Below are 17,883 nucleotides of genomic sequence, written 5' to 3'. Positions count from 1 at the left end.
GCACGTCGATGCTGTAGCCTTCCTCTAGGGTTCACGTGTTTCCCAGCCATTCACCCGAGCACGGGACAAGGCAGAAGGCCGCCGCGCCAGCGACTGCCCGTCCCGGCGGGCTGGCGCTTTGGGGACGTTTGCGTCTCGCTAGGAATTCGGATGTATCTGGCACCATAAAGCGCACTGAACAGCAGTTACGACACCATCCCAAGGGCAGTCGCTAGCGCGGCTCATCGCTCTGCTGGAACAGTCAGGATCAGGGGCTGTTTGCCCCTCACCCATACAGCGCGCGGGCTTCGGCGAAGGATAGCAGGCGACGGCTTTGCTCATCCCACAGATGCAGCCGTGCGTTGGCGAGGCTTTCGCGGATGGTCATCCGGTTGCTGTTGGCCAGCTCTTCATGATCGCGCAGCACTTCGGGCAGTCGATAGAACGGAATGCGGCTGTACAGGTGATGCACGTGGTGGATGCCGATATTGGCGGTGAACCACTGCAACACCGACGGCAATATATAATGAGAGCTTCCGTGCAGTGCCGCTTCGTGCAGTTGCCAGTTCTCATCCGACTCCCAATGTGTGTCCTCGAACTGGTGCTGCACGTAGAACAGCCATACTCCGGCCGCTGCGGCAATCAGGGTTGAGGGCAGGAAGATCAGCAGCATCGGCATCAGGCCGCCAAAATAATAGACCGTCAGTAATATGGCCAGAATGGCGACATTGGTGGCCATGGCGCTGACCCAGAACCTGACGCTGTCGGTCAGCCCCAGCGGAAGGCGGTTCTGAAACAGAAACAGATAGCCGGGGCCAAACACGAACAGGGTGATCGGGTTCCGATAGACGCGATACCAGAACCGGTTCATCGGCGTTTTGGCCTGATATTCAGCAACAGTCAGGGTGTGGATGTCGCCCATCCCACGCTTGTCCAGATTGCCCGAGCTGTTGTGATGCGTGGAATGCGTGCGACGCCAGACATCATAAGGTGTCAGGGTCAGAACGCCGATCCCGCGCCCGACCCAGTCACTGACGGCCCGGTTCTTAAAGAACGCGCCGTGCCCGCAATCGTGCTGGATGGCAAATAGGCGCAGCAGAAAGGCCGCATTAAGCACGGAAATCGTAAAGGCCAGCCAATAGCTGACCGACAGCGACATCCATGACAACGCCCACAGCGCGAAGAAAGGAACAATGCTGACGCCCAACTCGAACGCGCTGCGCAGTTGGTCCGGTTCGCGGTATTTGGCAAGCGTTGTGACCCAGTCACGTGCGGCGGTTGTCTCCGGCTTGTCCCGAAGCGAGTGAGAAGGGTGAGTCATGCGCCTGCCAGTCTGGTGTTTTCAGGCATCCCGATAGACTACCACCCCGGCATGGCAAGTGGTTTCTGTCAAAACCGCTGCAATTCGTAGTCAAATAACGGTCAGAATGCAGTGAGCTTGTCATTTAGGTATCATCTGGAAACCTCGTACAGGGGCTTGTTACCGTACCGCAGGCCAGACGGCAATCTGCAGGCTTGCCAAGCCCCGCCATCGGGCCTATACGCCTGCGGTGGCTTTCCGCCATGAGAATCAAAACCAAGAAATGCCGTGTTTGGCCCATCACGCTTCGGGGGTCATATCCGGCTTAGGAGAAGCGAAATGAAACTGAACGAATTGCGCGACAATCCTGGCGCCGCACCGAAACGCACGCGCGTTGGCCGTGGTCCGGGTTCCGGCAAAGGTAAAATGGGTGGCCGTGGTATCAAAGGCCAGAAATCCCGCTCGGGTGTGGCCATCAACGGCTACGAAGGCGGTCAGATGCCATTGTACCAGCGTCTGCCAAAGCGTGGCTTCAGCAAGCCGAACCGCAAGGCATTCGCCGTTGTTAACCTGGGCCTGATCCAGAAATTCGTCGAAGCCGGCAAGCTGGATGCTTCGGCTGCGATCACCGAAGACGCCCTGGTTGCGTCCGGTCTGGTCCGCCGCAAGCTGGATGGTATCCGCGTTCTGGCCAAAGGCGAAATCAGCGCCAAAGTGAACCTGGAAGTAACCGGTGCTTCGAAGTCTGCCGTTGAGGCAGTTGAAAAAGCGGGCGGTTCACTGAAGGTCACAAAAGCTGCTGCGGCAGAGTAATCGCTTGTGAGCGGGCCAAGACCCGCTTACATAGACCTCAGAGTTTTCCAAGACGCCGTCCGAGCCGGAAAACGGTTCCGGGCGGCGTTTGCATAAGAGAGACCGATTTATGGTATCAGCAGCAGAACAAATGGCAGCCAATACAAGCTGGGCTGCTTTGGGCAAAGCCACCGATCTGCGCAACCGCATCCTGTTCACGCTGGGTTTGCTGATCGTCTATCGTCTGGGCACCTTTATTCCGGTGCCGGGGATCGACGGGCAGGCGCTGCGCGAGTTTATGGAGCAGGCGGGGCAGGGCATCGGCGGCATGGTTTCGATGTTCACCGGCGGGGCGCTGGGGCGGATGGGTATCTTTGCCCTCGGCATCATGCCCTATATTTCGGCCTCGATCATCGTGCAGCTGCTGACATCCATGGTTCCCGCGCTTGAGCAACTCAAGAAAGAGGGCGAACAGGGCCGCAAGAAGATCAACCAGTACACCCGCTTCGGCACCGTGGCGCTGGCCACTGTGCAGGCCTATGGTCTGGCGGTCTCGCTGGAAGCAGGGGATCTGGCGACCGATCCGGGCATGTTCTTCCGTATGTCGACCATGATTACCCTGGTCGGTGGCACCATGTTCCTGATGTGGCTGGGTGAACAGATCACCGCGCGCGGTATCGGCAATGGTATCTCTCTGATCATCTTCGTCGGCATCATCGCCGAGGTTCCGGCCGCGCTGGCGCAGTTCTTTGCTTCGGGACGTTCGGGCGCCATCAGCCCCGCAGTGATCGTTGGCGTGATCGTCATGGTCATCGCTGTGATCACTTTTGTGGTCTTTATGGAACGCGCGCTGCGCAAGGTTCACATTCAGTATCCGCGTCGTCAGGCCGGTATGAAAGTCTACGAAGGCGGCTCCAGCCACCTGCCGGTCAAAGTGAACCCGGCGGGCGTGATCCCTGCGATCTTTGCCAGCTCGCTGCTGCTGCTGCCGGTAACGATCTCAACCTTCTCGGCGGGTGCTGCGAACGGACCGATCATGTCGTGGATGCTGGCCAATTTCGGCCCCGGACAGCCGCTGTATCTGTTGTTCTTCGCTTCGATGATCGTGTTCTTTGCGTATTTCTATACGTTCAACGTGGCGTTCAAGCCCGATGACGTGGCGGACAACCTGAAAAAGCAAAACGGCTTTGTGCCGGGTATCCGTCCGGGTAAAAAGACAGCCGAGTATCTGGAATACGTGGTCAACCGTGTTCTGGTTCTGGGCTCGGCCTATCTGGCGGCGGTCTGCCTGTTGCCCGAGATTCTGCGAAACCAGTTCGCTATCCCGTTCTATTTCGGCGGCACCTCGGTTCTGATTATTGTCTCTGTCACCATGGATACAATCCAACAGGTTCAGAGCCATCTGCTGGCGCATCAATATGAAGGGCTGATTGAAAAGTCCCAACTGCGCGGTAAGAGCAAGAAACGCGGCAGGAAGGGACCCGCTCGTCGATGAACATCATTCTTTTGGGCCCCCCGGGGGCGGGCAAGGGCACGCAAGCGCAGCATCTGGTTGAAACCCGCGGCATGGTGCAACTGAGCACCGGCGACATGTTGCGCGAAGCCAAGACCAGCGGTACCGAGATGGGCCAGAAAGTTGCCGAGATCATGGACTCGGGCCAACTGGTCACCGACGAGATCGTGATCGGCCTGATCGAAGAAAAGCTGATGACCGAAAAGGGTGCAGGCTTTATCTTTGATGGCTTCCCGCGCACACTGGCGCAGGCTGACGCTTTGGCGGCTTTGCTGACCAAGATGGGCCAGTCGCTGCACACGGTGATCGAAATGCGCGTCGACGACGAGGTTCTGGTGCAGCGCATCGTGGGCCGCGCTGAAGAGGCGCGTGCGGCGGGCAAGCCGGTGCGGGCGGACGACAACGAAGACAGCGTTCGTATTCGCCTGATGGAGTACTACAAAAAGACTTCTCCGTTGATTGGGTATTATCATGCCAAGGGCGACCTGCGCCCGGTCAATGGTCTGGCCAGCATCGAAGAAGTCACCGCCTCGATCGAGGCAATTCTCGGCTGACTTAAGGTTGGGGCTTGACGCCCCTTCCAAAAGCCCATATCGACCCCCATCCCTAAAGGGAATCAAGACTGCATGCGGGATTCGTCCCAAATGCCCCGACCACCTCGAATAATGCTGAACCCTCTGGCCACACTGCCACGGTAAAGCGTTGTGAAAAAAGGTTCTGGAGTTACGGAACCGCAACGAAAAGGAAAGTGACACGTGGCACGTATTGCCGGCGTAAACATCCCGACTGCCAAGCGGGTACCTATCGCCCTCACATATATCACCGGAATCGGCAACACCTCGGCCAAAGCGATCTGCGAAGCCGTGGGCATTGAAGCGACCCGTCGCGTCAACGAACTGTCCGACGCCGAAGTTCTGAAAATCCGCGAATACATCGACGAAAACTTCACCGTCGAAGGTGACCTGCGTCGTGAAGTTCAGATGAACGTCAAGCGCCTGATGGACCTGGGCTGCTACCGCGGTCTGCGTCACCGCCGCAACCTGCCGGTTCGCGGTCAGCGCACCCACACCAACGCTCGTACCCGCAAAGGCCCCGCAAAGGCCATCGCTGGTAAGAAGAAATAAGGGAGGGTCTGACTGATGGCACGTGACAAGACTCGCGTTAAGCGCAAAGAGCGTAAGAACATCGCATCGGGCGTTGCCCATGTGAACTCGACCTTCAACAACACCAAGATCCTGATCTCGGACGTACAGGGCAACGCCATTTCGTGGTCGTCTGCAGGTACCATGGGCTTCAAGGGATCGCGGAAATCGACCCCCTACGCCGCTCAGATGGCTGCAGAAGACGCAGGCAAAAAGGCGCAGGAACATGGCGTCAAGACGCTGGAAGTCGAAGTTCAGGGCCCCGGTTCGGGTCGTGAATCGGCTCTGCGCGCGCTGGCTGCAGTGGGCTTCAACATCACGTCGATCCGCGACGTGACCCCGATTGCTCACAACGGCTGCCGCCCGCCGAAGCGTCGCCGCGTCTAAGCGATTTTGAATTGAGCTGGGGCTGTGTTCGTGCACGGCCCCAGCACGTCATTTTGAACCTCGGGCGTCTGCACCTTGTTGGTCATGGGGCGCGGACAGGAATGGAGGGATTACATGATCCACAAGAATTGGGCAGAATTGATCAAGCCGACCCAGCTGGAAGCCAAGCCGGGCAACGATCCCGCACGTCAGGCGACCCTGGTTGCCGAACCGCTGGAGCGTGGCTTTGGTCTGACCCTGGGCAACGCCCTGCGCCGCGTTCTGATGAGCTCGCTGCAAGGTGCTGCCATCACCAGCGTTCAGATCGACAACGTCCTGCACGAGTTTTCCTCGGTCGCAGGTGTTCGTGAAGACGTTACCGATATCATTCTGAACCTCAAGCAGGTAGCCCTGCGCATGGAAGTCGAAGGCCCCAAGCGCCTGTCGATCAATGCCAAAGGCCCGGCAATTGTCACTGCAGGTGACATCAGCGAAAGCGCTGGCATCGAGGTTCTGAACCGCGATCACGTCATCTGTCACCTGGACGATGGCGCCGATCTGTTCATGGAACTGACCGTCAACACCGGCAAAGGCTATGTTTCGGCTGAGAAGAACAAGCCCGAAGACGCACCTATCGGCCTGATCCCGATCGACGCTATCTATTCGCCGGTCAAAAAGGTTGCCTACGACGTTCAGCCGACCCGTGAAGGTCAGGTTCTGGACTATGACAAGCTGACCCTGAAGATCGAAACCGATGGTTCGATCACACCGGAAGACGCGTTGGCCTTTGCTGCTCGCATCCTGCAGGATCAGCTGTCGATCTTCGTCAACTTCGACGAGCCGGAATCGGCAAGTCGTCAGGACGAGGACGATGGTCTGGAGTTCAACCCGCTGCTGCTGAAGAAAGTGGACGAGCTGGAACTGTCGGTCCGTTCGGCAAACTGCCTGAAGAACGACAACATCGTTTACATCGGCGATCTGATCCAGAAAACCGAAGCCGAGATGCTGCGCACCCCGAACTTCGGCCGCAAATCGCTGAACGAGATCAAAGAAGTGCTGTCCGGCATGGGTCTGCACCTCGGCATGGATGTCGAGGATTGGCCGCCTGACAACATCGAAGATCTGGCCAAGAAATTCGAAGACGCGTTCTAAACGCGTCTTCCCCAATGCCCGGGTTTCCGGGGACGACATGGGCACTTCCGCCCCAAGGAGAGCCGGTGACACGCATCGCCGGCCAGACAAAGCAAAACGCAAGATAGGAATTGAAAAATGCGTCACGCACGTGGTTACCGCCGCCTGAACCGTACTCATGAGCACCGTAAAGCTCTGTTTGCGAACATGGCTGGCTCGCTCATCGAGCATGAGCAAATCAAGACAACTCTGCCCAAGGCAAAAGAACTGCGCCCGATCATCGAAAAGCTGGTCACTCTGGGCAAGCGCGGCGACCTGCACGCCCGCCGTCAGGCCGCAGCACAGCTGAAAGAAGACAAAGACGTCGCGAAGCTGTTCGAAGTTCTGGGCCCCCGCTACGCCGAGCGTCAGGGCGGTTATGTCCGCATCCTGAAAGCTGGCTTCCGTTATGGCGACATGGCCCCGATGGCGATCATCGAATTTGTTGATCGTGACATCGACGCCAAAGGCGCGGCTGACAAAGCCCGCGTTGCCGCCGAAGAGGCCGCAGACGAAGAATAAGAAAGCCCGGCTTTCTGATTTTTTAGCCCCCGCGTCCCTGACGCGGGGGTTTTGTTGTTATTAGAATCGAGGCGCATGTTCCGAGATTTGTTGCCAGAATCATGAACTTGGGCGATCCTCAAAGAAATTGAAGGATCGCAATATGTTTAGATATCTGATTTTTGCGCCCCTGTTTTGCGCAAGCACTGCGCTTTTCGCGCAGGAAACAACGGATGAAACGACCGAGGCGGCGTCGCAAGAAACAACTGACCTTCTGACCGACGCAGAACTGCAAACTCTGGTCGCGCCGGTTGCCTTGTATCCGGATACTCTGCTCATCCAGATACTTGTCGCCTCGACCCAGCCGCTGGAGATTGTAAAGGCCGAGCGTTTTTTAATCGACAATGCAGACCGAGATCCGGCGGAGCTTGAACCTGAAATCGAGGCCATGGGTTGGGACCCGTCGGTCAGCGTGCTTGCAACAGCGTTCCCCGAAGTCGTTGGGCAAATGGCGACGCATGTCGACTGGACCGAAACGATGGGAACAGCAATGCTGGCCCAATCAGACGATGTGATGGATGCTGTCCAAGTGATGCGGGATCAGGCAATCGACAGCGGTGCACTGGTGTCCGGCCCGGAACAAACAGTTGAGGTCGAAGAGGATGAGACCGTCGTCATCACACCGACCAACACAGAAACCGTTTATGTTCCGCAATACGATCCTGCGACCGTCTATACCGGGCCATCAACGGGTGACGTTGTGGGGGCTGCTCTGCTGACCTTTGGCACCGTGGCGTTGATTGACGAGATTTTTGACGATGATGATGATTGGTATGGTTATTGGGGGTGTCGAAACTGCGGTGGATGGGGCGGTGGCCCGATCTACAGAAACCCGAATATCGACATAGACGTCGATGGCAACGTCAATATCGGCAACGACATTGATCTGGGTGACCGCACAGATATCGAGTGGAAACCCGATTCCAACCGACAGCAGGAAGCGCGGAACAAAATCGCCGATCACAAACGCACTGGCGGCGGTGCCGGAACATTGCCTGTTGACCGACCAAACGGCCGCACAGATGAATTGCGCTCGAAGCTCAGCCGTGAATCAGGAGCTGCCGACATAAGTCGGGACGGCTCGGGCGCTGCGGCGTTGGCGGCCGGGGCGGGCGCCGGGGCGATTGCAGGTGGTGCACTGGCCAACCGCGGCAATGACAAGCAACTGCCCAAGGTGAATCGGGGGAATGTCGACACTGACAGAGCCGCCGCGAAACAGAAGGCTGTGGACAGAACCAAGCAATCTTCTGGTGCCGCCAAGAAGCCGGTTAAAAGCAACGCCAAGACCGCGAAGAAACCCCAGGCTCAAAAGGCTGCAGTTCAGCAGAAAAAACCTGCGGCCAAAGGGAAAGCCATGCAAAAGAAAGCGTCCGGCAAGAGAACCCACAGCGCGTCAAAACGCGGGCACGCGGCCAAGGGAAAGCGGAGGAGATAAGATGCGGAATTTCATAATTTCTTCTGCCATTCTTTTGATCACGGCGAGCACAGCCGCATCCGAGGGTGCCCGATATAATAGCCCGCAGGCGGCGTTGGATGCGTTTGTCGGTGCTCTGAAGTCGGATGATCGGGACCAGTTGCTGGACGTGTTTGGGGCTGAAGCCGAAGACTTGCTTGCAACCGGCGACCCCGAAGAAGACCGCGCCAGACGAGAGGAAGTGCTTGGCATGTATGCTGAGGGCTATCGTTTCCAGCCGGACGAGGACGGTGTTGTCGTCTTGCTGGGGGAAGACAGCTGGCCCTTCCCAATCCCGATTTCTCGGGCCGGTGAGGAATGGCACTTTGACCTCGAAGCGGGCATCGAAGAAGTTTCGGCCCGCGAGATCGGGTTGAATGAGCTGGAAGTGATGGAATTGCTTGATGCTTATGTCGATCTTCAGGCCGCGTTCCGTTTGGCCGACCATAATGGCGATGGCGTGATGGAATTCGCGCGCAACATCATTTCCGATCCGGGTGTGAAAGATGGTCTGTTCTGGCCCGAGGAAGACAGCTTTGTCGGCGCGGCGCTCGCACGAGCGGTGGCCTCTGGGTGGAGCGACGGAGAAGAGGATTACGAACCTGAACCCTTCCTGGGTTATTACTATACGATCCTTCAAGGGCAGGGACCCAATGCTCCGGGTGGTGCGTATTCGTACTTTGTCGGGGATCATTTTGTTGCAGGTCATGCGTTGTTGGCCGTTCCTTCCGAATATGGCGAGACCGGAATTCACTCGTTTCTGGTTGGTGAGAACGGGATCATTTTCGAGGCGGACTTGGGTCCTGACACGCTGGAACGCGCGGAGGGCATCCTGGAATACGACCCAGGCCCTGACTGGGCCCCTGCCGAGTAGAACCCGAACCGTTCGAGCTAGCACACCGAATTGGTGTCGTGTTTTTACAAGTTTCGGTGACTTCAGGTGATGACCTGTGCTTTCTCACAAGCGAACATGCGGAAAGCGTGAGGAGAGGCAGCGATGACCGTGTTTTCTGATTTACCGGCGCAAATCTCCGGTCCATCTGTTTGGACCGGACGGGAAATGGTAGCGCGGCAGAATGAATGGCTGTTGCATCTGAGCCCTGAGGATGTCGCAGACCTTGAGCAAGCCGCGCGCCACTATCTAAGCTTGGGGCAGGATATCGGCGAAATCACCAAAACAGATTTTCTGCTGCACCGGTTCGACCGTCATCTTGAGACTCTAAGTGACACGCTGATCAACGGTATTGGGTTCGAAGTGATCCGGGGCCTGCCGGTCGAGACTTATTCTCAGGAAATGGCCGCCGCGATCTTCTGCGGGGTGGGTGCCCATTTGGGATCGGCGCGATCCCAGAATGCACAGGGGCATATTCTGGGTCATGTCCGGGATATCGGTGCGGACGCAAATGACCCGAACACGCGGATCTATCAGACCCACGAGCGGCAGACCTTTCACACAGACAGCGCCGATATCGTAGGGCTCTTGTGTCTTCGGGACGCCAAAGAGGGCGGGGATTCACTGCTGGTCAGTGCCGAAGCCATCTACAACCAGATGCGCGCCGAATGCCCGGACCTGCTGGAGCGATTGTTCGACCCGATAGCAACCGACCGGCGCGGTGAAGTGCCGGAAGGCATGCAGCCCTATATGACTATTCCGCCCTTCAACTGGCATGATGGCAAGCTGACCGTATTCTATCAGCGACAGTACATCGACAGCGCGCAGCGGTTTCCCGAAGCCATGCGCCTGACCCCAGAGCATGTCGCTGCTTTGGACAAGTTCGACTCCTTGTCGAACGACCCAGATCTGTATCTGACCATGCGGTTGCAACCCGGCGATATGCAATTTGTCTACAACCATTCTCAGTTGCATGACAGGACGGGTTTCGTGGACTGGCCTGATCCGGCCGACCGTCGGCATCTTTTTCGCCTATGGCTCTCACCCGACGGAGACCGGGAGTTACCTGACGTTTTCAAGCAGCGTTACGGATCGATCGAAGTGGGCAATCGGGGTGGGATCATTACAAAAGGGACCCGCCTGCACGCGCCGCTGGATTGAGCGCGCCGGACAGGTGCTTGCATTAGCGCGCCCGTAGTCGCATATCCTACGCAGCTTTTGAGGTAGAGGTATCCATGCTTCGCGCGACACTAATCGCTTTGACCTGTGCAGTTTCCACATTTGCGACGGCTGAAACACGCGTGCCGCAATCGCAGGCCGAGATTTCGCTGGGCTTTGCTCCTGTGGTGAAAAAAGCCTCTCCTGCGGTCGTGAATATCTATGCCAAGATCGTGCGGCAGGGGCGCGCCAGCCCGTTCTTTTCGGACCCGTTTTTCAAAGACTTCTTTGGCCGCGGCTTTGGCACGCCACAGCCGCGCGTGCAAAACTCGTTGGGCTCTGGGGTGATCCTGTCCGATGACGGCTATGTCGTGTCTAACTATCACGTGGTTGGATCCGCGACAGAAATCCGGGTTGTTACCACGGACCGACGCGAGTTTTCGGCCACAGTTGTACTGGGTCATGAACAAAGCGACATTGCGATCCTGCGTCTGGAAGAGGCCGAAAACCTGCCGTTCCTAAGCCTGCGGGATTCCGATCAGGTTGAAGTGGGCGAACTGGCTTTGGCCATCGGAAACCCCTTTGGTGTGGGGCAAACCGTGTCCTCGGGTATCATCTCGGGTCTGGCGCGCACGGGAACGGCAACGGGCAACGGTCGCGGGTATTTCATTCAGACGGATGCGGCGATCAACCCGGGTAATTCCGGCGGCGCATTGATCGACGTGAATGGTGATCTGATCGGGATCAACACGTCGATCCTGACGCGGTCCGGTGGTTCCAACGGTATCGGCTTTGCCATCCCGGCAAATTTGGTGGCCGAGTTCCTGAAACAGGCGCAGCAAGGCAATGACAGCTTTGTTAGCCCTTGGGCGGGAATGTCGGGTCAGCACATGAGCGCGGATATCGCGGAGTCTTTGGGGCTGGTTATCCCGCTGGGCGTTGTGATCTCGGACCTGCATGACCTCAGCCCGCTGCGCGAGGCGGGGCTGAAGGTGGGCGACGTCGTCACCCATGTGGACGGGGACGAGGTGAACTCCCCCGCTGAAATGAAGTTCCGCATGTCTATTGCGGGTGTGGGGGGAAGCTCGGTTCTGACGCGGCTGCGCGGCGACCAAAGCGATGAGGTCGAGGTGGCCTTGATCAAAGCACCTGAAACACCCGCTGCCGAAGAAACCGCGCTGGACGATACGACAGTTTTGCCGGGTTTGATCGTGTCTCGGATCAATCCGGCGGTGATCACCAAGCTGGGCCTGCCCCTATCTCTGACCGGTGTTGTTGTGGTTGATCCAGGCCCTTATGGCGCGCGGGCCGGGTTGCGACCCGGCGATGTGATCGAGACAATCAACGCGGTTGATATTCAGCGCCCTGGTGACGTTGAACGCGCAATGACGGACCCGGGACGCCGCGTGCACATGGGGCTTCAACGCGAAGGCCGTTCCGTGTCACTGCGATTCCGGCTGTAACGTATGAGCGATCTGTTCGACACCGGTCCTAAGGAGCACGCCGCCGCCCCGCATCGCCCTTTGGCAGATCGATTGCGGCCCCAATCGCTGGGCGACGTCATCGGTCAGGAGCAGGTGTTGGGGCCGGAAGCTCCGCTGGGCGTGATGCTGGCGGCGGGCAGCCTGTCCAGCCTGATCTTTTGGGGTCCGCCCGGAGTAGGAAAGACGACCATAGCGCGGCTTTTGGCGCAGGAAACCGATCTGCATTTTGTCCAGATCAGTGCGATCTTCACGGGTGTACCTGACCTGAAGAAGGTCTTCGAGGCCGCCAAGATTCGCCGACAGAACGGGCAGGGGACGCTGTTGTTCGTGGACGAGATCCACCGTTTCAACAAGGCGCAGCAAGACGGGTTTCTGCCCCATATGGAAGACGGCACCATCTTGTTGGTGGGCGCAACAACCGAGAACCCGTCATTTGAACTGAATGCCGCTGTGCTGAGCCGGTCGCAGGTTCTGGTACTGGAACGCCTCAGCCTTGCCGACCTTGAACGCCTGACGCAGCGCGCCGAGAAAGAGCTGGGCCGCGCATTGCCTTTGACCCCGGCTGCGCGCGATGCGTTGCAGGAAATGGCCGATGGTGATGGGCGGGCGTTGCTGAACCTGATCGAACAAGTCTCGGCCTGGAAAGTGGACGCGCCGCTGGATCCCGATGCATTGTCGACGCGGCTTATGCGGCGGGCTGTGAAATATGACAAGTCGGGTGATGAGCATTACAACCTGATCTCGGCCCTTCATAAATCGGTACGTGGGTCTGACCCGGATGCTGCGCTGTACTGGTTCGCACGAATGCTAACCGGCGGCGAAGACCCGCGCTATCTGGCGCGCCGGATCACGCGGATGGCGGTTGAGGATATCGGTCTGGCGGACCCTCAGGCGCAGGCCATTTGCCTGCAATCGTGGGAAACGTATGAACGGCTGGGGTCTCCCGAAGGAGAATTGGCGCTGGCGCAAGCCTTGGTTTATTTGGCGCTGGCCCCAAAATCCAATGGGGCATATGTGGGCTACAAAGCGGCCATGCGGCTGGCCAAGCAGTCCGGCAGCGAGCCACCGCCCAAACATATCCTGAACGCGCCTACTTCGCTGATGAAGGATCAGGGATATGGTGCGGGTTATTCTTATGACCACGACGCCGAGGATGGGTTTTCCGGTCAGAACTACTTCCCGGAAACCATGAAACGCCCGGTCCTCTATCAGCCGGTCGAACGCGGGTTCGAACGAGAGCTGAAAAAGCGCCTCGATTACTTTGCCAAGCTTCGGACACAGCGCAACAGTTAGTTACGCAGGGTCAGTATTGAACATGCCGCCGCGTCACAGGCGACAGGTTCGCAATTGAACGCTTCCCTTGGGTCAATACCAGCAAGGGAGGACGGGAAATGCCGGTTTCAATTGAAAAGACCCAAGACGTCTGGACCATCATCCATGACAGGCCGGATGCTCGGAATGCCGTTGATACGGAACACGCCGTGGCTCTGGTTGACGCATTCCTGAGTTTTGAAGCCAGTTCTGCCAAAACCGCTGTGTTCTGGGGCAAGGGTGGCAATTTCTGCGCGGGCTGGGATCTGAAACTCGCCGCCACGCTAGCCGATCCTGAACTGCGTGAGGCTTATTTCGACAAACATACCTTTCCAATAGGTTCAGCCACTTCGACGCTAGGGCCGATGGGACCGTCCCGGCTGGAGCTTTCGAAACCGGTCATCGGCGCGATTGAGGGTGCAGCCGTGGCCGGAGGCATGGAGCTTGCCCTTTGGTGCGACATCCGTGTGATGGCGGAAACGGCATATCTGGGTGTTTATTGTCGCCGCTGGGGGATTACCCTGATGGATGGCGGCTCGGTCCGGTTGCCGCGTTTGGTGGGGCAGGGCAAAGCGCTGGAGATCGCCTTGACGGGTCGGAAAGTCGAGGCTGAGGAGTGTTATCGCATCAGGCTGGCGGAAAAAATTGTCCCGCAGGGTGAAGCGCGTTCTGCAGCTGAAGAAATGGCCCATGAAATTGCACGTTTTCCGCAAGAGGCTGTGCGGGCTGACCGCCGTTCGATCATCGAAACGCGGGGTATGCCGGTGCGCGAGGCGCTCAAGGTGGAATGGGCCAACGGATTGGAGGCGATCCGTCGGGAAGGAACCTCGGGCGCGGGGCGTTTCCGGGACGGGGCGGGGCGGCACGGGGATTTCTCGAACATCTGATCGCAACGACCAGATACCTTGACTCTTGGTGCATTGCGCGCGACAGACGCCCATGATTTCTGGGACACGGACAAAGGTGCAATCCGGGCGGCTCACTCGCGCGGTGCAAGGGTTAATGGCATGAGTGGCGTACAGATGATTACAGTCGCTGAAGGGGATGGCGATCAGCGCGTTGACCGCTGGCTGCGCCGTCTTTTTCCGCATGTCAGTCAGGGCCGCATTGAAAAGATGTGCCGCAAGGGTGAACTGCGTGTCGATGGCAGCCGCGCCAAAGCCTCGACCCGGCTGGAGGTTGGGCAAGTGGTGCGTGTGCCGCCTTTGCCTGACGCGGATCATAAACCGGCTGAGGTCAAACATCGTATCTCGGATGCCGATGCCAAGATGATTCAGTCCTGTGTGATCTACCGCGATGATCACATTCTGGCGCTCAACAAGCCGCAGGGCCTGCCGGTTCAGGGCGGAAGCGGGCAGACCCGCCATGTCGACAGCCTGTCCGAAGCACTGCGGTTCGGTTATGAGGAGAACCCGCGTCTGGTCCATCGCCTGGACAAAGATACGTCTGGTGTTCTGCTGCTGGCGCGCACGCGTGAGGCCGCCAAGGGTCTGACGGCCGCTTTCCGTCACCGCGACACACGCAAGATTTATTGGGCGCTGGTTGCCGGTGTTCCGACGCCATATTTGGGTGAGATCAAGACGGGCCTTGTGAAAGCGCCCGGTCATGGCAAGCACGGCGAGGGCGAAAAGATGATCCCCGTGCATATGAACGAGATCGACAGCACACCGGGCGCCAAACGCGCGCATACGCATTATGCGACTCTCTACCGTGTCGCCGGCCGTGCTGCATGGGTTGCAATGGAGCCGATCACCGGACGGACGCATCAGCTGCGGGCCCACATGGCTGCGATAGGGCATCCGATTATCGGGGATGGTAAATACGGCGGCTCGGGTCAGGAAAACCTTGGCGACGGCTGGGGCGCTCAACTGGGCGGGATCATTAGTAAAAAGCTGCACCTACACGCCCGGCGACTGTCGTTTCAACACCCGATGACCCGCAAGCCTGTGACAGTCACGGCACCTTTGCCGGATCATATGAAGCACAGCTGGGATACGTTTGGATGGACCGAAGATCTGGCTGCTGACGATCCGTTTGAGGATCTGCAATGAGCGCACCCTTACGGCTGGTTCTGTTCGATGTCGACGGCACATTGGTCGACAGTCAGGGCAGTATCGTTCACTCCATGACAACCAGCTTTCAGGCGGCTTCGGTGCCTATCCCGTCGCGCGACGCGATCCTTTCGATTGTTGGTCTGTCCTTGCCACACGCCATTGCGCGACTGGCACCGGATCAACCATCCTTGGTCCAGAGTGATCTGGTCGAAGGGTACAAAGAGGCTTACCACGCACATCGGCTGGATCTGGGGGCGGCCAGTTCACCGCTTTATCCCGGCGCACGTGAGGCGATTGAAGCGTTACACGCAGTGCCCGAAGTGCTTTTGGGAGTAGCCACCGGAAAATCGCAGCGCGGTCTTGATGCGTTGATCGAGGCGCACGGGTTGGAGGCTTACTTCGTCACACGTCAGGTTGCAGATCATCACCCCTCCAAGCCGCACCCGTCGATGGTGCAAACCGCTTTGTTGGAAACCGGTATTGATCCGGATTGTGCTGTGATGATTGGTGACACAAGCTTTGACATGGATATGGCTGCCGCAGCGGGTGTGCGCGGAATTGGGGTGACTTGGGGATACCATGATCGCTCGGCTTTGGCTTCGGCCACATGTTTAATCGAGACGTTTAACCAGTTGCCCACGGCGCTGGCTGGAATATGGAACTAGAATATGAGCGACTGGAAACCAAAACGCTTTTGGAAAGAAAGTGCCGTTGTTGAAACTGATGGCGGGTTTACGGTTGAATTGGACGGTCGGCGCGTCAAAACACCTGCCAAAGAAGGGTTGGTCCTGCCGACCCGCGCCATGGCCGACGCCGTTGCTGCTGAATGGGACGCACAGGACAAAGAGGTTGATCCAGCCTCAATGCCGTTCACCCGTTCTGCCAATGCTGCAATCGACAAAGTGCGCATTCAACACGCCGAGGTGGCGGACATGCTTGCGGATTATGGTGATTCAGATCTGCTGTGTTACCGGGCGACGCACCCGCAAGAGCTGCAAAACCGCCAAAGCGCCGAATGGGACCCCGCCCTTGACTGGGCCGCGGCAACCTTGTCGGCGCGTCTGGTGCCGGTCGCTGGGGTGCTGCACAAACCGCAAGCTGACCCTGCTCTTGAGACACTGCGCGCGCGCGTTCACGCGTTGGATTCGTTTCAACTGGCGGCTTTCCACGACCTGGTCAGCTTGTCAGGGTCATTGATTCTCGGCTTTGCCGCAGCCATGGATTGGCGCGAACCGGACGAGATATGGCGCATTTCGCGACTGGACGAAACGTGGCAGATCGAACAATGGGGTCATGATGACGAGGCCCATGCGGTTGCCGAAACCAAAAGGATCGCGTTTTTGCACGCAAAACGCTTCTTTGATATGTCGGTTTGAGCCTTATTTCCTGATATTTGGGCAAATGTTAAAAGACCTTGGTGCATGAACCATCGATTTCGATGATCGGCCCCTTGACGTTTGTTTATGAATACGCCCAAACTCAGTCCCACTAAAGGGGAGACACCTTTGGGGTAACCTTTCCGGCATCCACTTGCCGGGCAGAGCCGCCTCGTAAGAGGTGGAAAATCAGGAAGAGGTAAAAATGAAAAAATCCGTAATCTTGGGCGCGGCAACGATTGCCGGTCTTGCAGCTGGCGCAGCCGCGGCAGGGACCGTTGACGACGTTAAAGCGCGCGGCAAGCTGAACTGTGGTGTGACCACCGGTCTGGTTGGCTTTGCTGCACCCGACGCAAATGGTGAATGGCAAGGCTTTGATGTATCGCTGTGCCGTGCTGTTGCTGCTGCTGTTCTGGGCGATGCAAACGCTGTTGAGTTTGTTCCCACCACCGGTAAGACACGCTTTACCGCGCTGGCTTCTGGCGAAATCGACATGCTGGCCCGTAACACAACCTGGACCTTCAGCCGCGACGTCGACCTGAAGTTCGAATTCACCGGCGTAAACTACTATGACGGTCAGGGCTTCATGGTTCCCAAGGCGCTGGGCGTAAGCTCTGCCAAGGAACTGGATGGCGCAACCGTCTGCATCCAGACCGGTACCACAACCGAGCTGAACCTGGCGGACTTCTTCCGCTCGAACAACATCAGCTACGAGCCGGTTCCAATCGAAACCAACGCCGAAGCTCAGCAGCAATATCTGGCTGGCTCATGTGACGTTTACACCACCGACGCATCGGGTCTGGCTGCGACACGCGCCACGTTTGAAGCACCGGACGAGCACGTTCTGCTGCCCGAAATCATCTCGAAAGAGCCTCTGGGCCCGCTGGTTCGTCACGGCGACCACGAGTGGGGTGACGTTGTGCGCTGGACTCTGAACGCGCTGATCACTGCAGAAGAACTGGGTGTGACCTCGGCCAACATCGATGAGCTGAGCGCCGGCACCGACAACCCGGAAATCAACCGCCTGCTGGGTACCGAAGGTACTCTGGGTGAGATGCTGGGTCTGGACGCTGACTGGGCGGCCAAAGCCATCAAAGCGGGTGGCAACTATGGTGAAGTATTCGCCAAAAACATCGGTGAAGAGACACCGATTGGTCTGGCACGCGGTCTGAACGCACAGTGGACCGAAGGCGGCCTGCTGTACTCGCCGCCGTTCCGCTAAAACCTACGGAGAAGGGCGCAGGGCAACCTGCGCCCTCTTCACATCAAAGAGCTGCGGGAACATGCAGAGCGGGGACAAACCCGCCAAGACAAAAAAACCGCACGCTACGG

General features: G+C 58.1%; 18 protein-coding genes. 17 read left to right on the top strand and 1 reads right to left on the bottom strand.

Annotation, left to right across the window (positions count from 1 at the left end; all coding sequences use genetic code 11):
- Positions 1–265: 265 nt before the first annotated feature.
- Positions 266–1,300, bottom strand: a complete 1,035-nt coding sequence (locus ACXADZ_RS14960) for a fatty acid desaturase (RefSeq protein WP_475197541.1) — start codon at positions 1,298–1,300, stop codon at positions 266–268.
- Between the two features lie 318 nt (positions 1,301–1,618).
- Here ACXADZ_RS14960 and rplO point away from each other — a divergent pair, with 318 nt between their 5' ends.
- The 17 genes from rplO to ACXADZ_RS14875 all read left to right on the top strand — a co-directional run bounded on the left by rplO (position 1,619) and on the right by ACXADZ_RS14875 (position 17,773).
- Positions 1,619–2,092, top strand: a complete 474-nt coding sequence (gene rplO, locus ACXADZ_RS14955) for a 50S ribosomal protein L15 (RefSeq protein ID WP_171091991.1) — start codon at positions 1,619–1,621, stop codon at positions 2,090–2,092.
- 109 nt (positions 2,093–2,201) lie between these two features.
- A complete protein-coding gene (gene secY / locus ACXADZ_RS14950; protein WP_475197538.1) occupies positions 2,202–3,566 on the top strand; it encodes a preprotein translocase subunit SecY in 1,365 nt (454 codons plus the stop codon).
- On the top strand, positions 3,563–4,138 hold the full coding sequence (locus ACXADZ_RS14945) for an adenylate kinase (RefSeq protein WP_475197535.1): 576 nt from the start codon (positions 3,563–3,565) through the stop codon (positions 4,136–4,138). Before secY ends, ACXADZ_RS14945 begins: the two co-directional genes overlap by 4 nt.
- Positions 4,139–4,339: 201 nt before the next feature.
- Positions 4,340–4,708, top strand: coding sequence for a 30S ribosomal protein S13 (rpsM, locus tag ACXADZ_RS14940; protein WP_170332212.1), 369 nt, complete (start codon positions 4,340–4,342; stop codon positions 4,706–4,708).
- A 15-nt stretch (positions 4,709–4,723) separates the two neighbouring features.
- A complete protein-coding gene (gene rpsK / locus ACXADZ_RS14935) occupies positions 4,724–5,113 on the top strand; it encodes a 30S ribosomal protein S11 (RefSeq protein ID WP_008757289.1) in 390 nt (129 codons plus the stop codon).
- Between the two features lie 114 nt (positions 5,114–5,227).
- Entirely contained in the window at positions 5,228–6,244 is a 1,017-nt protein-coding gene (locus ACXADZ_RS14930; protein ID WP_050605850.1) for a DNA-directed RNA polymerase subunit alpha, read from the top strand.
- Positions 6,245–6,361: 117 nt separating this feature from the next.
- Positions 6,362–6,784, top strand: coding sequence for a 50S ribosomal protein L17 (gene rplQ / locus ACXADZ_RS14925; RefSeq protein ID WP_170387757.1), 423 nt, complete (start codon positions 6,362–6,364; stop codon positions 6,782–6,784).
- A 142-nt stretch (positions 6,785–6,926) separates the two neighbouring features.
- Positions 6,927–8,258 carry a DUF3300 domain-containing protein gene (locus tag ACXADZ_RS14920; RefSeq protein WP_475197529.1) on the top strand — a complete coding sequence of 444 codons (1,332 nt, stop codon included), beginning with the start codon at positions 6,927–6,929 and terminating at the stop codon, positions 8,256–8,258.
- Between the two features lies 1 nt (position 8,259).
- A complete protein-coding gene (locus ACXADZ_RS14915) occupies positions 8,260–9,150 on the top strand; it encodes a DUF2950 family protein (RefSeq protein ID WP_171091983.1) in 891 nt (296 codons plus the stop codon).
- A 123-nt stretch (positions 9,151–9,273) separates the two neighbouring features.
- The gene (locus ACXADZ_RS14910; protein WP_475197524.1) at positions 9,274–10,329 is read left to right on the top strand and encodes a TauD/TfdA family dioxygenase; all 1,056 of its coding nucleotides are present in this window, start codon (positions 9,274–9,276) and stop codon (positions 10,327–10,329) included.
- Positions 10,330–10,403: 74 nt separating this feature from the next.
- A complete protein-coding gene (locus ACXADZ_RS14905; RefSeq protein ID WP_475197519.1) occupies positions 10,404–11,789 on the top strand; it encodes a trypsin-like peptidase domain-containing protein in 1,386 nt (461 codons plus the stop codon).
- Positions 11,790–11,792: 3 nt separating this feature from the next.
- Entirely contained in the window at positions 11,793–13,103 is a 1,311-nt protein-coding gene (locus tag ACXADZ_RS14900) for a replication-associated recombination protein A (RefSeq protein ID WP_475197516.1), read from the top strand.
- A 98-nt stretch (positions 13,104–13,201) separates the two neighbouring features.
- On the top strand, positions 13,202–14,008 hold the full coding sequence (locus tag ACXADZ_RS14895) for a crotonase/enoyl-CoA hydratase family protein (protein WP_475197514.1): 807 nt from the start codon (positions 13,202–13,204) through the stop codon (positions 14,006–14,008).
- 120 nt (positions 14,009–14,128) lie between these two features.
- Positions 14,129–15,172 (top strand): RluA family pseudouridine synthase, encoded by a 1,044-nt coding sequence (locus ACXADZ_RS14890; protein WP_171186686.1) that lies wholly within the window; start codon positions 14,129–14,131, stop codon positions 15,170–15,172.
- Positions 15,169–15,840 carry an HAD-IA family hydrolase gene (locus ACXADZ_RS14885; RefSeq protein ID WP_475197512.1) on the top strand — a complete coding sequence of 224 codons (672 nt, stop codon included), beginning with the start codon at positions 15,169–15,171 and terminating at the stop codon, positions 15,838–15,840. The genes ACXADZ_RS14890 and ACXADZ_RS14885 overlap by 4 nt, the downstream gene beginning before the upstream one ends.
- A 3-nt stretch (positions 15,841–15,843) precedes the next feature.
- Entirely contained in the window at positions 15,844–16,551 is a 708-nt protein-coding gene (locus ACXADZ_RS14880; protein ID WP_475197510.1) for an ATP12 family chaperone protein, read from the top strand.
- Between the two features lie 205 nt (positions 16,552–16,756).
- Positions 16,757–17,773 carry an amino acid ABC transporter substrate-binding protein gene (locus ACXADZ_RS14875; RefSeq protein WP_475197508.1) on the top strand — a complete coding sequence of 339 codons (1,017 nt, stop codon included), beginning with the start codon at positions 16,757–16,759 and terminating at the stop codon, positions 17,771–17,773.
- Positions 17,774–17,883: the final 110 nt, after the last annotated feature.

This window comes from Ruegeria sp. ABM4_193 (assembly GCF_056158705.1).
This window is presented reverse-complemented; position numbering and strand designations above follow the sequence as displayed.